The organism is Exiguobacterium sp. s189, assembly GCF_018617615.1.
Taxonomy (GTDB): Bacteria; Bacillota; Bacilli; order Exiguobacteriales; family Exiguobacteriaceae; genus Exiguobacterium; species Exiguobacterium aestuarii_A.
In genome coordinates, this window is the sequence record NZ_JACSKM010000001.1 from 388,204 (window position 1) to 401,125 (window position 12,922).

General features: G+C 48.1%; 14 protein-coding genes. 4 read left to right on the top strand and 10 right to left on the bottom strand.

The features are described from left to right. Positions 1-419: 419 nt before the first annotated feature. Together KNO99_RS01965 and KNO99_RS01970 are read right to left on the bottom strand one after the other, a co-directional pair. On the bottom strand, positions 420-785 hold the full coding sequence (locus KNO99_RS01965) for a DUF423 domain-containing protein (RefSeq protein ID WP_214694798.1): 366 nt from the start codon (positions 783-785) through the stop codon (positions 420-422). A 12-nt stretch (positions 786-797) separates the two neighbouring features. Then, on the bottom strand, positions 798-1,403 hold the full coding sequence (locus tag KNO99_RS01970) for a trimeric intracellular cation channel family protein (protein WP_012727503.1): 606 nt from the start codon (positions 1,401-1,403) through the stop codon (positions 798-800). Between the two features lie 93 nt (positions 1,404-1,496). Between KNO99_RS01970 and KNO99_RS01975 the strand changes: the two genes are divergently transcribed. Then, the gene (locus KNO99_RS01975) at positions 1,497-3,134 is read left to right on the top strand and encodes an ABC1 kinase family protein (RefSeq protein ID WP_214744786.1); all 1,638 of its coding nucleotides are present in this window, start codon (positions 1,497-1,499) and stop codon (positions 3,132-3,134) included. On the opposite strand, the gene KNO99_RS01980 is transcribed toward KNO99_RS01975, so the two are convergent. Continuing rightward, positions 3,073-4,656 carry a GNAT family N-acetyltransferase gene (locus tag KNO99_RS01980; RefSeq protein WP_214744788.1) on the bottom strand — a complete coding sequence of 528 codons (1,584 nt, stop codon included), beginning with the start codon at positions 4,654-4,656 and terminating at the stop codon, positions 3,073-3,075. The two genes, KNO99_RS01975 and KNO99_RS01980, sit on opposite strands and share 62 nt — an antisense overlap. Further along, positions 4,653-5,165: a glycerol-3-phosphate acyltransferase gene (locus tag KNO99_RS01985; protein ID WP_214744790.1), complete on the bottom strand. Its 513-nt coding sequence runs from the start codon at positions 5,163-5,165 to the stop codon at positions 4,653-4,655. Before KNO99_RS01985 ends, KNO99_RS01980 begins: the two co-directional genes overlap by 4 nt. A 92-nt stretch (positions 5,166-5,257) precedes the next feature. Here KNO99_RS01985 and KNO99_RS01990 point away from each other — a divergent pair, with 92 nt between their 5' ends. Next, positions 5,258-6,670: an NAD-dependent succinate-semialdehyde dehydrogenase gene (locus KNO99_RS01990; RefSeq protein ID WP_214744791.1), complete on the top strand. Its 1,413-nt coding sequence runs from the start codon at positions 5,258-5,260 to the stop codon at positions 6,668-6,670. Positions 6,671-6,716: 46 nt separating this feature from the next. On the opposite strand, the gene KNO99_RS01995 is transcribed toward KNO99_RS01990, so the two are convergent. The 6 genes from KNO99_RS01995 to KNO99_RS02020 form a co-directional block, all read right to left on the bottom strand. Continuing rightward, positions 6,717-7,349 carry an HAD family hydrolase gene (locus KNO99_RS01995; protein ID WP_214744793.1) on the bottom strand — a complete coding sequence of 211 codons (633 nt, stop codon included), beginning with the start codon at positions 7,347-7,349 and terminating at the stop codon, positions 6,717-6,719. A gap of 116 nt (positions 7,350-7,465) precedes the next feature. Continuing rightward, entirely contained in the window at positions 7,466-7,831 is a 366-nt protein-coding gene (locus KNO99_RS02000) for a rhodanese-like domain-containing protein (protein ID WP_214744795.1), read from the bottom strand. A gap of 107 nt (positions 7,832-7,938) precedes the next feature. Next, positions 7,939-8,217 carry a DUF5327 family protein gene (locus KNO99_RS02005; RefSeq protein WP_214744797.1) on the bottom strand — a complete coding sequence of 93 codons (279 nt, stop codon included), beginning with the start codon at positions 8,215-8,217 and terminating at the stop codon, positions 7,939-7,941. Positions 8,218-8,279: 62 nt separating this feature from the next. Further along, on the bottom strand, positions 8,280-9,566 hold the full coding sequence (locus tag KNO99_RS02010) for a DUF2252 domain-containing protein (protein ID WP_214744799.1): 1,287 nt from the start codon (positions 9,564-9,566) through the stop codon (positions 8,280-8,282). A gap of 13 nt (positions 9,567-9,579) precedes the next feature. Continuing rightward, positions 9,580-10,530 carry a peptide-methionine (S)-S-oxide reductase MsrA gene (gene msrA, locus KNO99_RS02015; RefSeq protein ID WP_214744801.1) on the bottom strand — a complete coding sequence of 317 codons (951 nt, stop codon included), beginning with the start codon at positions 10,528-10,530 and terminating at the stop codon, positions 9,580-9,582. An 82-nt stretch (positions 10,531-10,612) separates the two neighbouring features. Further along, entirely contained in the window at positions 10,613-10,795 is a 183-nt protein-coding gene (locus tag KNO99_RS02020) for a hypothetical protein (protein WP_031422036.1), read from the bottom strand. A 224-nt stretch (positions 10,796-11,019) separates the two neighbouring features. Between KNO99_RS02020 and KNO99_RS02025 the strand changes: the two genes are divergently transcribed. Next, the gene (locus KNO99_RS02025; protein ID WP_214744803.1) at positions 11,020-12,096 is read left to right on the top strand and encodes a diguanylate cyclase; all 1,077 of its coding nucleotides are present in this window, start codon (positions 11,020-11,022) and stop codon (positions 12,094-12,096) included. Positions 12,097-12,224: 128 nt separating this feature from the next. After that, positions 12,225-12,749 (top strand): hypothetical protein, encoded by a 525-nt coding sequence (locus tag KNO99_RS02030; protein WP_074035604.1) that lies wholly within the window; start codon positions 12,225-12,227, stop codon positions 12,747-12,749. Positions 12,750-12,922 lie beyond the last annotated feature (173 nt).

Genomic DNA, 12,922 nt, shown 5'->3' on the forward strand with positions numbered 1-12,922 from the left:
ATGGGGTACATCCTTTCTTAAATAACAAACGTGGGTACCTACTACACTACATATTTTTAAAGCCGTTTCAGTATGTAACAAAAACGATCATTTAGTTGAGTTTCAACACGACTAATTATATCTAACTGCTAGATATTTTCCTGTTAAAGTTATATTTCAATTTTATTACGCACAGATAGACGAACAGGCAACGAAATCGTCTAACTTATTATGTATCAATACCTTTTTGAATCGTTCAATTTGAAATCTTCCTGTAATGTTTTATGTAAATAGAAAACGCTTTACCCTATTTTCAAATAATATTTTGAATGCATCATCCATAAGTTCCCAATTGATGGAACGACCCATCAAAAAAATCCACGTCCTCGTCTCATATACACATGAGCAAAGACATGGATGTCGGTTTGACTGGTCTTCTGTTATAACTTGGTTGCGCCAACGATCACAAAAATCCAAGCGGCGATGAACAAGACTCCGCCAATCGGTGTCACGGCTCCGAGTTTCGTGATCCCCGTCAATGCCATGACATACAAGCTTCCCGAGAAGAAGATGATTCCGGCAAACATGAGCCATCCGGCAATGTTAAATTGACTGATGCTCACACGCATGAGCAGTGACGCAATTCCGATGATTCCGAGCGCATGAATCATATGATAGAGTACCCCGGTTTGCCAGTTCGCCAACATGTTCGGTGACAGTCTCTCTTTCAAGGCATGGGCGCCGAACGCACCGAGTGCTACGCCGAGTGCCATCAATCCGGCACCAATCATTAATAAGATTTTCATTTGTATTCCCCCTTATCTGACTTTACGTGCTGGTAAATTCCACTTCCGATAGTAGGATATCACTCGAAGTGTCGCGACGACAATTAATAATGCATAGACGGCAAGTCCGCCTTCGAGCTTGAAGTAATACGTGATGACCGCGATGAGAATCGCCCAAATCGCATACACTTCAGATTGTAAGACGAGCGGTTTTCGTCCGGCTAGTAAGTCGCGGACCACACCACCCCCGACACCTGTCAGGACAGCCGCCGCAATCGCTGCTGATAATGGCAAATCTAGCTTGATGGCGACTTGTGCTCCTTGAAAGGCGAAGGCGACCAAACCGATGGCATCGACAATGACACCCCAACGTTCCCAATGAGGCAATACGACACTCGGTAGCAGGAAGATGAGGAGTGCGACAAGAAAACATAAAATAAATAAATCATTCTGTTGCCAAATCAAACTGACGGGGTTTCCTAATAGAACGTTTCGAATCGCACCGCCCCCAAAGGCAGTGATAAACGCGAGCAGCCACACCCCAAAAATATCGTATTTTTCATCCATCGCAATGATGGCTCCGCTCGCCGCGAACGCAATCGTTCCGACGACGTTGAGCAATTCCCACTCCATGAACATCCCTTGCCCTTTCTTCAACGCATTGTATGGTAAAGTATAGTTACAAAAAATCAGGTCAGTCGAGCGACTGTCGTAAAGGATGTCGGTATTACTATGAAACGTATCGCTTTGTTCCGTATATGGATTATCGTCACCATGTTCGCCCGATTCATCATTCGGCTGTACGCCTTTTCACGTAAACAACAACAAGGCGTCGCCACGACAGAAGAATATGAAGCACTCATGCTCAAGCTCGCACGTGAGTATAAACGAAACGCCCTTCGACTCGAAGGCTTGTTGATCAAGCTCGGACAATTTTTGTCCATTCGTGCAGACTTGTTGCCACCGGCCGTCCTGAATGAGCTGTCTGAACTTGTCGACCGTGTCCCGACATCGGGTTGGGAGAAGTCGCGTGCGATTCTAGAGGCTGAATGGGGCGTTCCTTACTCGCAAGTCGTCAAAGACGTCGGAATCGACGCCGTCGCCTCCGCCTCGATTGGGGAAGTATATGGTGCCACGTTGCTTGAAAATGGCAAACGCGTCGCCATCAAAATTCAACGTCCGAATATCGAAAAAATCATTCGCACGGACTTCCGTGCCATGCGAATTGTCACGTCGATGTTGAAGCGGACATCCCTCGCTAAATCGACCGACTTAGATAGCTTATATCGCCAAATGATTTTTGTCATCGGGGATGAACTAAATTTTCAAACCGAATTAAAAAATGCTCTCTATTTTAAAGCAAAATATGCCGATAACCCGGACGTTTATATCCCGGATTATCACGAGCACCTCTGTACGAACCGTGTCTTGACGATGGACTGGGTCGATGCGCGACGCATCACCGACCTCGCCTTCTTGAAAGAAAATGACATCGATCGCTCCGCACTAGCCGAACGACTGTTCACGCTCGCCGCCGAGCAGTTGTTGTTCGGTGGACAGTTCCATGCCGACCCACACCCCGGAAACGTCCAAATCCGGGCAGACGGCACCATCATCTTACTCGACTTCGGGATGGTCGGACAGACGACGGCACATGACATGGCGACGATTCGAAACATTCTACAGGCGTTCATCTCGCTCGACTATGACAGTATCGTCGATGGACTCGAAGATTTACGATTCCTGTTACCGACGGCGAACAAACAAAACATTCGCCAAGCACTCGAAAAGGCCGTGACGTTTTATTTGGAGACCGATATCGATACGGTCGATACAAGGTTGATCGAGAAAGTATTACAGGATATTCAGTTGCTCGTCAAAAACGAACCGATTCAACTCCCGGCGGAATTTGCCTTCTTCGGGCGAGCCGCCTCGACCTTGCTCGGCATCCTTCAAATCCTCGACCCGAAAATCGACCTGTTCACACTCGGTAAACCGATTGTCATCGAATGGCTCGAAGAAGACGGGACAACGCTTCAAAATCGGTATGTGAAGACCGGGATCAACTACGCGAAGAAGTTATTGAACGTCCCGCCGCTTCTCGACAATTACTTAAAAGAACCGACGCGAAAACGCCTGTCGGAGCAAGCGATGTTCCAACGCAACTTGGAATCCAAAGAACTGTTGCACCGCCAGACGTTCAATGCCATCGTCATCTTGCTCGGATTGCTCGTCGGGCTACTCGGCTATATCCGACCGGATGAATGGCTGTTCTGGTCAGGTGGCGTCGTCTCCGTACTGGCTTACTTCAATTGGAGACGCCTCGGACGAAAAATTCGTCACTTGGCACGTCAGGATTTTCGAGTTTGAGCGAACCGTCACTCTCAGGAGTGGCGGTTTTTTGTTGCATCCACTCGGCAATATAGGCACCGACGTCACGAATCATGCGAGGTGTCGTCCAGCCCATCGTCGAAACTTGGATGACGTTCGCCTGCTTCAAATATTCACTCTCATATTGCACGAGATAACCTTGATACGACAGCTGTCGACCGAGCTCGATTGAGGACTGTCCGTACGGCACCGGGATCGTGATGATGCCGGGGGACTGGGCGGGACTCAGCTCGATCTGTAAGCCGTTCTCACGGAGTGAGCTGATCAGGACGAACATCTTCTCTTCATGCGACGCGACTTCCTCTTCCGTCAGTTCTTCTAATGCGACATCCATCGCCGCAAGGAGCGGTTCTGACTGTGTGAAGGCGATTGGTTGGTAAAGGGATAAGTCAAAGTAGCGAGGCACGTCTCGTAACGCTTCTGCCCGCTCTTTCATGGCAACGAACGCGAGACCTGGGGCGTTCCGCAACGCCTTTCCTGAGGAGAAGGTCACAAAATCAGCAAAGGAATAGTCATAGACGAGTGTCCCAACAGCACTGATCGCATCGACGGCAACAACACCTTGCCACGCATGAAGTGGGGTGAGATCGATTAAAATTCCCAAGGATGTCTCACAATGAACCGTCCACACCCAGTCTGGTTTAATGCGTTCAAGTTCAGAAACACCCCACTTCCCTTTCAGATCCGCTTGAATGACGTCAAACGAGAGACCGACGCGAGATGCGTGATCCATAAGACGTTCTCCGAATTCGCCGGCGCATAAAATGACACCATGTCCGCTCAATCGTGATGCGACCGCATCATTAGCCACCGTGCCGCTTCCTAAAAGCGTGTAGACATAAGGAAGTCCGATTCGTTTCGTCAATTGTTGCTGAACGGATTCAAGCATGCGACTCGTCTCGTTTGAACGGTGTGGGAGCGGCTGTCTCGAGAGCCTCGCCCTTACACGCTCCGAGCATTCGACAGGACCTGCGAGCAAACTCTTTGGTCGAAGCGTCGACGCTGACTTTGATTCATAAAATGCCGAACGCGTTAACACCATCGGCACATATCGTGCTTCCTCAGGGCCGATTGGATCCGCAAATGGGACAAATCCGAATCGGCGATAGAGCACTTGTTCACGTGTGGTCCCGCTGATGACGATGCCGTCGACTTCACGTTCTGTCGCATCCCCAATGACTGCTCGCATCAATCCGGCGAACGTACGATTGCGTCGATATGCTTTTTTCACAGCAAGCAACCGAATCTCAAGCCAATCCCCGTCAGGCATACACACCCCTTTTTGTTCTAACGAAAAGGGCCTTTCGCCACGTAGCGCGCACATGGCGACTACTTCACCATTCACTTCCCCAATCCAATATGTATTCTCTTCATGAAACTTGTCGACGAGTCGACGTTCTAGATTCGACGGATGTTGCGGAATCTCTTCGACGAACGTTTCGTAATTTAATCGATGAATGGCGTCAAAATCAGATGAACCGGCTTTTCGATAAACAATCATGTCGTGCCCTCCTTCACATGATGATAGACAATCACGATGGCGATGAGCGTGGCCCAGATGAAATCTCCGATACTTCCGAGTGCAGCCAACGGAAGTAAGACGAGCATGATGAGCCCGGTCTCACGCGAATTGCCCGTCATTTTGATCAAAAGTAATAAGATCAGGAGACCACCGATAAACCACCACGGATTGTATGCCCATATGATTCCAGAAAAAACGGCATATCCCTTCCCGCCTGCGCGGATTCGCCAAAACGGATAAATATGACCGAGCGTGAGTGCAAGTGCTGTCTGCCAAAAATACGGTCCACTCACCTGTAGGACAAGAATCGTCTTCAGCACGTCGAATCCATATACGATTAGAAACGCCTTCACCCCTCCGATGCGATGCGCATTGCGGGCACCGGTATTGTTGGAACCAGATGTCGCTAAATCATGACCACTTAGTAACCCATAAAGTCTTCCCCCGAGCAGACTCCCGACTAGATAGCCGACGATGATGATCCACATAGTATCCCCTCATTTTTTGGAAAATTGTGTGTGTTTTTAAAAAACGGGTATCCTCTAATTAACTGTGCACTTTTTGGAAAGGGGAAATCAAGATGCGAGAAGAGAAAAACTTTATTAACGGGGAATGGACAGAGACGGAACAGACAATCGAGGTACGCAACCCGGCCACCGGAAATGTGATGGCCGTTGTGACGAAAAGTGATACCGCCGAAGCGACACAAGCTGTCGATGCGGCGCATGAGGCGTTACAGGAATGGCAACAAAAGACCGCGGACGAACGAGGGGCGCTACTGAATGAGTGGCATCGTTTGATTGCAGAACATACAGAAGAACTTGCCCGGACGATGGTCGAGGAGCAAGGAAAGCCATTAAAAGAAGCCATCGGTGAAATCAACTATGCGAACGGCTTTATCGACTGGTATGCGGCAGAAGGAAGACGCGTGTACGGGGAGACGATTCCCGCCTCTTCAAATCAAAAACGGATCTTTGCCATCAAGCAACCGGTCGGCGTCATCGCCGCCATTACACCTTGGAACTTCCCAGCTGCCATGATTACGCGGAAAGTCGCACCGGCACTCGCTGCCGGCTGTACGGTTGTCATGAAACCCGCATCGGCGACTCCGTTGACGGCGATTGAATTGGTCAAATTGGCCGAAAAAGCAGGATTCCCAAAAGGAGTCATCAACCTCGTGACAGGACAAGCGTCTGACATTGTCAAAGCGTGGCAACAAGACAAGCGGGTGCGCAAATTGACGTTCACAGGATCAACGGAAGTCGGAAAAATGCTCATGCGCGACGCGGCGGACACGATGAAAAAGATTTCCCTTGAGCTCGGAGGGCACGCCCCGCTCATCGTCACGGCCAAAGCTGACTTAGATAAAGCCGTCCCGCAAGCGGTCGCCACGAAGTTCCGTAACGGCGGTCAGACGTGCGTCTGTGCGAACCGGATCTATGTCGAACGTGCCGTCGTCGATGAATTCTCGGAGCGTTTCATCAAAGAGGTCGAAGCGCTGAAAGTCGGGAACGGGTTAGAGGAAGGTGTCGACATCGGCCCGCTCATCGACGACGATGCGCTCAGTAAAGTCGAAAAGCATATCGAGGATGCTCAAATTCGCGGCGGTGAAGTATATGGTGGTGAAGTATTAGACGGTTTATTCATTCGTCCGGCGGTCATCCGTTATGCGAATGAAGACATGCTCTGCATGAATGAAGAGACATTTGGTCCTGTCGCTCCAATCGCGACATTCGATTCACTCGACGAAGTGATCAAACGGGCGAACAATACACCGTTCGGTTTAGCGGCTTATCTATTCACGCAAGACATCAACGAAGCGGTCTATTTAGCAGAGTCGTTAGAGTATGGAATCGTTGGTGTGAATGATGGTCTTCCTTCAACTCCTCAAGCGCCGTTCGGTGGATGGAAAGAAAGTGGACTCGGACGTGAAGGTGGTCACCACGGCATCGAAGAATTTTTAGAAGTCAAATACATCTCACTCGGGTTGTAAGTACAGGCATACAAAAAGGCTTGTCGCATGTGCGACAAGCCCTTTCTTATCGGTTGACCCATTCAACTAGATCGTTCGGCGATTGGATGACGTGATCCGCAAGCGCCCACTCTTCTTCATTTCCGAATCCGAACCCTGTCAAGACGACTGGAAAATCATGAGCCCGTGCTGCCTCGACATCCGATTTGCGATCGCCGACCATTATATAGTCCGCCTCACCGTGACGGACACGGTGCGCCGTCAGAATGTCTGCTTTCTTCTCGCCACTGACAGACTCTAAGCATTCCGGTGCCGTCATGTAGGAGCGAATCTGTTGCGTATCTAAAATCAAGTTCATGTAATGAACACCGCAGTTACTCGCCGTCGTCAACGTATGACCTTGTTCGTGAAGCGTCTCCAACATGTCACGAATGCCGTCGAATAAAACGTTTTGCCCTTCCATCGTCTTTTCGAGCGTCGTGTGACGTAATCTACGAATGAGACGAATCTCTTCGAGCGTCGCTTCCGGGATGACATGCTCCCAAAATGCGTTACCTGCCAAGCCATATCCTGAACGGACCGCCTCTTCACTCGGTTTCGGAAGGTGAGGAAGTTCCTTGAGCGCCTCATGAATCGCCTGCGTCATCGGTCCAGTCGTATCTACTAACGTGCCATCGATATCAAATAAAATCACTGCCATTGGATGAATCCCCTCTCTTTCAATCGCTTCCCTTACCGTAGCAGAATCCCCGAAAATGCAAAAGAGAAAACGTGGTGACAAAAAAACGACTGAACGATTTGTTCAGTCGCAATCTATTATCCACGCCAGAAGTTCATGCCACCTTTTACAGAATAGACATCGGTATATCCGGCACTCTTGAGCATTGCTGCTGCGCGTTGACTACGCATGCCGCTCTGACAGATGACATAGACAGGACGCTCCTTTTCTTTCGGATATTTCGCTTGAGCATTACCGAATCCGGATAAAGGTACGTTTTTTGCCTGCTTGATATGTCCCCCGCGGTATTCATGCGGTTCACGTACATCCAACAATTGAATGTTCCGCTCTTCTGCGATTCTACGCTTCAAATCATCCGTTGAGACCGTTTTCACATTGTTTCGGCGACTCCACCAAAAATACACGATTCCAATAACGACCGCCACAAAAAGAAAGTCCAACATATTCACGCCTCCATTTGCTTTTCATTTCTTACACTCATTATACCCCCTATGGTATACAAGTCAATGAAAGTGAATCCACAAAAAACCACATGTGCGTCACATGTGGTTCAAAAATCGAGCAATGAATCGGATTTCGGTTGTTCGTCTTCTTCCATAGGAATTCCAAGAAAAGCGGCCATCTGACGATCGAGCGGAGGTTTTTCCTCACTCGCTGGTGTCGTCATTTGTGGCGTGCTGACAGGTTTCCCTTCAGACGTCTCCGCTAGCAGCAGTTCGCAAAAGCCCATCAACTTTGCCAAATGACGCTTTTGTACTTCGCCCGTTGATGACTCAATCTGTGTCATCACCTGACGCATCTGAGCGATGACTTGTTGTTCTGTAATCATGATCCTTACACATCCTTTACGCTTCCATTGTGCAGGATTTCCCCTTCGATTCGCAAGTGTCCTTACCGTTTCCTTGACTCGACCCAATTTAAAAAGGCGTCATAATCAAAACGAACTTGATTTGCATAAAAATCAGCCCATCTCGATAACTGTCGAATAAACAGGGACGGAGAGTCACCGATTGCCGCCGCGATTCGTTCGCTTGCCGTATAATCGAGCACATTCGATGTCGCATCGGCCCGTGCGTGAATCTTCGCTGTGATTTGCGCTTGCACCTTCAATGTCTCAATGAGCGACGTCTCATCTTTCATATGTTTCGCTTTCACTTTCCGCTTATACGGAGAACGTTGCCTCACATAATATTCTTTGTCGTCAATCGTCAAATAGCCGAGATACGGGTCACGACTGTGGACCATTGCTCGTTGTGCGGCGACGACACGAGCGCCTTGATGCGACAATCCGTTCTCAAATAGCGGATGTGTCGGAAGAAAGAGAGACGGGACGGCGGACTGTGCTTGCTTCATCTCTAAAATAACATCTTCATCATGTTCTTCGTCGGCACCTTCAATCAAAATATAATAACGCTCTAGACCGATGGAGGCCGTACCGCTTTGCAGCTTGATGGCGATGTCTTTGATTTCATAATGATCGGCGTGATGGCGATGCTCATCCGACAAAGAAGATAAATAATCTCCCCAGGCCGCCTCGATTTTGTCTCGTACTTCAGGCGAAACGGCAAGCAAATCGTCACTTGTTGAAAAATAACGTTCCTCGTCCCGTACTTCCGTTCGTTCGGACATAAATTCGTCTTTCTTCTTCTCCGCTTTTTTAATAACTTTCTTCACGGCTTTACACGTATTCTCTTTTGTAAATTGAATATGTTCACTTTTTCCGTTCGCATGCTTCTCAATCGCCTCCGCATACGAGCGTGCAAATGCCTCAATGGCTGCTTTACCGTCAAACCCCGACTCAGCCGCGAACAAATCGACAGAGACCGCCATCCGCAACAAGTCGAACAGATAGGAACCGATATACGCCTCGTCAAAGTCGTTTACGTCATAAATGATCGTACCGGCCCCGTCCTCGAACACACCGAAATTCTCAAAGTGCAAGTCTCCTTGAATGAACGTTGGGTGGTCGGGACCTGTGTCAAACGCGATGGGAACTCTCGCAAAATCGTAATAGAACAAGTGTGAGCTCCCTCGAAAGAACGAGAACGGGCTCGAACTCATTTTGGCGTACTTCTCTTGTCTCGCTTCTTCCGAAAGATGTCGAATCGACTGGTCGTAAAAATCAAGGACGGTCCCAATCGTTTCGCACCGAATTTGTTGTTTGACGGCTGTGAACATACGACTCTCCCCTTCACTTGTTGAATAAGTGTTTATATTCCCCGTACCCAGCTTCTTCAAGCTCTTCTACAGGAATGAATCGGAGAGCGGCCGAGTTGATGCAATAGCGTAAACCACCGAGTTCTTTCGGTCCATCATCAAAGACGTGACCGAGGTGACTGTCACCTTGTTTTGAACGGACTTCCGTCCGTACCATATGGTGCGTCGTGTCCATGTTCAAGTCGACTCGTTTCTCTTCGATCGGACGTGAGAAGCTCGGCCATCCGCAATTTGACTGGAATTTATCATGAGATGTGAACAGTGGTGTCCCATCGACGATGTCGACGTACAATCCTTCACGTTCTTCGTCCCAGTATTCGTTTTTAAACGGCGGCTCTGTTCCGTTTTCTTGCGTGACTTTGTATTGCATCGGCGTCAAACGTTCACGGAGTGCCTGTTGCTTCTTCCGATCACTCCAAGCTTCTTTAATGAATTTCGCACGACCAGACCCGACCCGATACATCTCGTAGCGGAACGGATTCTTTTTATAATAGTCCTGATGGTAATCTTCCGCTTCCCAGAACGTTTTCGCAGGGCGGATGTCGACTTCGATCGGACGATCAAATCGTCCTGAGTCTTCTACTTCTTGTTTCGAGCGCTCCGCCGCGTCCCGTTGTTCTTCTGAATGATAGAAGATGGCTGGACGATACGATTCACCTCGGTCATTGAATTGTCCTCCACCATCTGTCGGGTCGATTTGACGCCAATAGATGCGGAGCAACTCCTCATACGAGATGACCTCAGGGTCGAACGTGATCTCGACCGCCTCTAAATGTCCCGTCGTCTCTGAACAGACTTGTTGATACGTCGGGTTATCGACATGTCCTCCCGTGTAGCCGGAAATGACACGTTCGACCCCCTCATATTTATGAAACGGTTTGACCATGCACCAAAAACAGCCTCCCGCAAATGTAGCTTTTGCCATAAAAAATCCCTCCTTACTTTGTAGTGTACCCAAAAAAGTCGCAAGACAACAAAAAACGAGAACCACAAAATGTGTTCTCGTTTTAGTCTTCTTCGACTTGGTTCACATGACGCATCACTAAAAATAAGATGACTCCTACAATCGCAGCCCCTAAAAGCGTCAACACCATGTTATCTCTAGCCGATAAAGTATAAAAGATCGCTAATCCAATCAAAATGAGCGCAATCGGAATAAACGCTCGCTTAAAATGATCCCAGTAACGCACGGACAGTCCTCCTTTTCTCTTATCATACCAAACTTTCGATTTTCGATAACGAAAGTTCTAAAAGTTGAAACATGTCTGTGAAACCGAAAAGGAATGATTGGAGTTGGACTTGAATTCTAATCAGAAGAACTTATATTTTTGGTCGCAGGTTAATCCTACCTGTTTCCGACAAGATGATTTATAATGTAACTAAATATTTCCATACAGGGTAAGGGGGAGCTTCGATGCTCGCAATCGTTAACGCATTCTTTATCAACCTGTGTATCTTGTTCACGCTCTTCACGATTTCCTTTTTACCGTTCCGCAACCGCCCTCGTTTGACACCGCAATCCCCTTTAAAAGGGCGAGTTTTACTCGGTGTGCAAACCGGCTTGATTGCTATCCTGCTTTTAGTAAACGCCTTACCTCTTGAAGGGGTGCTCATTGATTTACGCGCCATCCCGATTATACTCGCTGTCCTATACGGAGGTTGGGTGAGCGGAACGGTCGCCGGTATCGTTTATCTGATTGGACGTACTTTCGTCGTATGGTATACAGATGGCGCAATGATTGGACTGTATTTAGCATTTGCGACAATGTTCGTTCTCGTAGGGACCATCAGTATCCTTAGAAAACGAATGGATAATACACGTCCGACACTAATTGTATTTACTATAATCAACATCGTCATCTTTGGGGCAGCCATCTATGCCGCGCTACCTCTCAATCTGTTCTATCCCGTCATAATCATCTACTCGTTAATGTCTTATATAGGAGCCTGTGCTGCCTATCGATTATTGCTCGAATTACGCCGTCACTTTGAGAACGTCCAACATCAACAACAGCTTGCGCGTACTGATGCGCTCACCGGAATTGCCAACCGTCGCCTGTTGAATGAAGCGATGGCCAACTTGACGGTCGAAGCAGAAGAATATGCGTTAATCTTAGTCGATATTGATCACTTTAAACGAGTGAACGACACGTACGGGCACGACGTTGGTGATGACGTGTTACGTGAACTCGGTATGCTGCTCGTCAACGAAAGTGAAGAGCGACATCTGGTCGGTCGCTTCGGTGGAGAAGAATTTTTAATCGTCATGCCACACGCTACGCGGGATGAAGTGTCTCGCCTCGCAGAATCTATCCGAGAAAAGGTTTCGTCGTTCCCGTTCGAAACGAGCGCAGGTACGCTACACATCACCGTTTCGCTAGGAGCCTGCCATTCGAACGATATTGAAATCGACAGTGTATTGAAGCACGCAGACGAAGCGTTATATCACGCAAAAGAGTCTGGACGAAATCGTTTTATCCTCGCCTCTTAATGTGTCAAAGTCTTCACACTTGAGCGCGTTTTCTCGCTTTACTTTCTCGAAATGAATCGTTAAACTAGGCTAGACTTTGATTCAGATTGATACATCAGGATTTATTCAGAAAAGGGGAAACATCGTTCATGTCAGTTTTGTTATCTTTGTTTGGAATTATGTTTATCAGCTCGTTCGCGATTGACTATAAACGTGGGAAGACGCTTCAACAATCGGCACTCGGGGGCATTCGTTCGATTCAACAAAACTTATGGATCTTTTTCCGTACGTCGCTCTCGATGATGATTGTCATCGGCCCACTCTTACTCATTTCAGGACTCGTGTTTTCAGATTTAGTGGCATTTAACACCGTCCCATCTTTCTTGATCGCCGTACTTAGTATCGGTTTTGCCGAACGGATCATCGGAATGACCGTCGCACCACTGATCCGTACGTTCTGGCATCAGCGGGGTCGTCTCATGCCACTTTATTTAGACGCTGCTCTTTACGTATTCTTGCTATCGATTCTCGTCTTAGAGTTTTTGATGAACATTCCTGGGATCGACCTCCAGTCACCGTTCATCGCGCTATTTTATGCGTTCGCACTCTTCTTCACGAGATACTTGTTCAGCCTCATTCGATTCACGGTTCAAAAAGGCGTGGCCTCGAACTGATTCGAGACCCCATCCATACGTGTTCGCACGTATGGATATTTTTTTATCTTTCTCATTGACAATGAGAATCGTTATCAACTATACTCTAGATGTAGCTTCCTAAAAGCTTGACGTTCACGTTCCCCAAACCAATCACGTCACGTGGATTCCCCTCCACGACACTCTTTTTGAAA

Coding starts and splice junctions, on each gene's coding strand:
- KNO99_RS01965 (WP_214694798.1), bottom strand. CDS start 785: ATGAAAATCTTATTAATGATTGGTGCCGGATTGATGGCACTCGGCGTA.
- KNO99_RS01970 (WP_012727503.1), bottom strand. CDS start 1,403: ATGTTCATGGAGTGGGAATTGCTCAACGTCGTCGGAACGATTGCGTTC.
- KNO99_RS01975 (WP_214744786.1), top strand. CDS start 1,497: ATGAAACGTATCGCTTTGTTCCGTATATGGATTATCGTCACCATGTTC.
- KNO99_RS01980 (WP_214744788.1), bottom strand. CDS start 4,656: ATGATTGTTTATCGAAAAGCCGGTTCATCTGATTTTGACGCCATTCAT.
- KNO99_RS01985 (WP_214744790.1), bottom strand. CDS start 5,165: ATGTGGATCATCATCGTCGGCTATCTAGTCGGGAGTCTGCTCGGGGGA.
- KNO99_RS01990 (WP_214744791.1), top strand. CDS start 5,258: ATGCGAGAAGAGAAAAACTTTATTAACGGGGAATGGACAGAGACGGAA.
- KNO99_RS01995 (WP_214744793.1), bottom strand. CDS start 7,349: ATGGCAGTGATTTTATTTGATATCGATGGCACGTTAGTAGATACGACT.
- KNO99_RS02000 (WP_214744795.1), bottom strand. CDS start 7,831: ATGTTGGACTTTCTTTTTGTGGCGGTCGTTATTGGAATCGTGTATTTT.
- KNO99_RS02005 (WP_214744797.1), bottom strand. CDS start 8,217: ATGATTACAGAACAACAAGTCATCGCTCAGATGCGTCAGGTGATGACA.
- KNO99_RS02010 (WP_214744799.1), bottom strand. CDS start 9,566: ATGTTCACAGCCGTCAAACAACAAATTCGGTGCGAAACGATTGGGACC.
- msrA (WP_214744801.1), bottom strand. CDS start 10,530: ATGGCAAAAGCTACATTTGCGGGAGGCTGTTTTTGGTGCATGGTCAAA.
- KNO99_RS02025 (WP_214744803.1), top strand. CDS start 11,020: ATGCTCGCAATCGTTAACGCATTCTTTATCAACCTGTGTATCTTGTTC.
- KNO99_RS02030 (WP_074035604.1), top strand. CDS start 12,225: ATGTCAGTTTTGTTATCTTTGTTTGGAATTATGTTTATCAGCTCGTTC.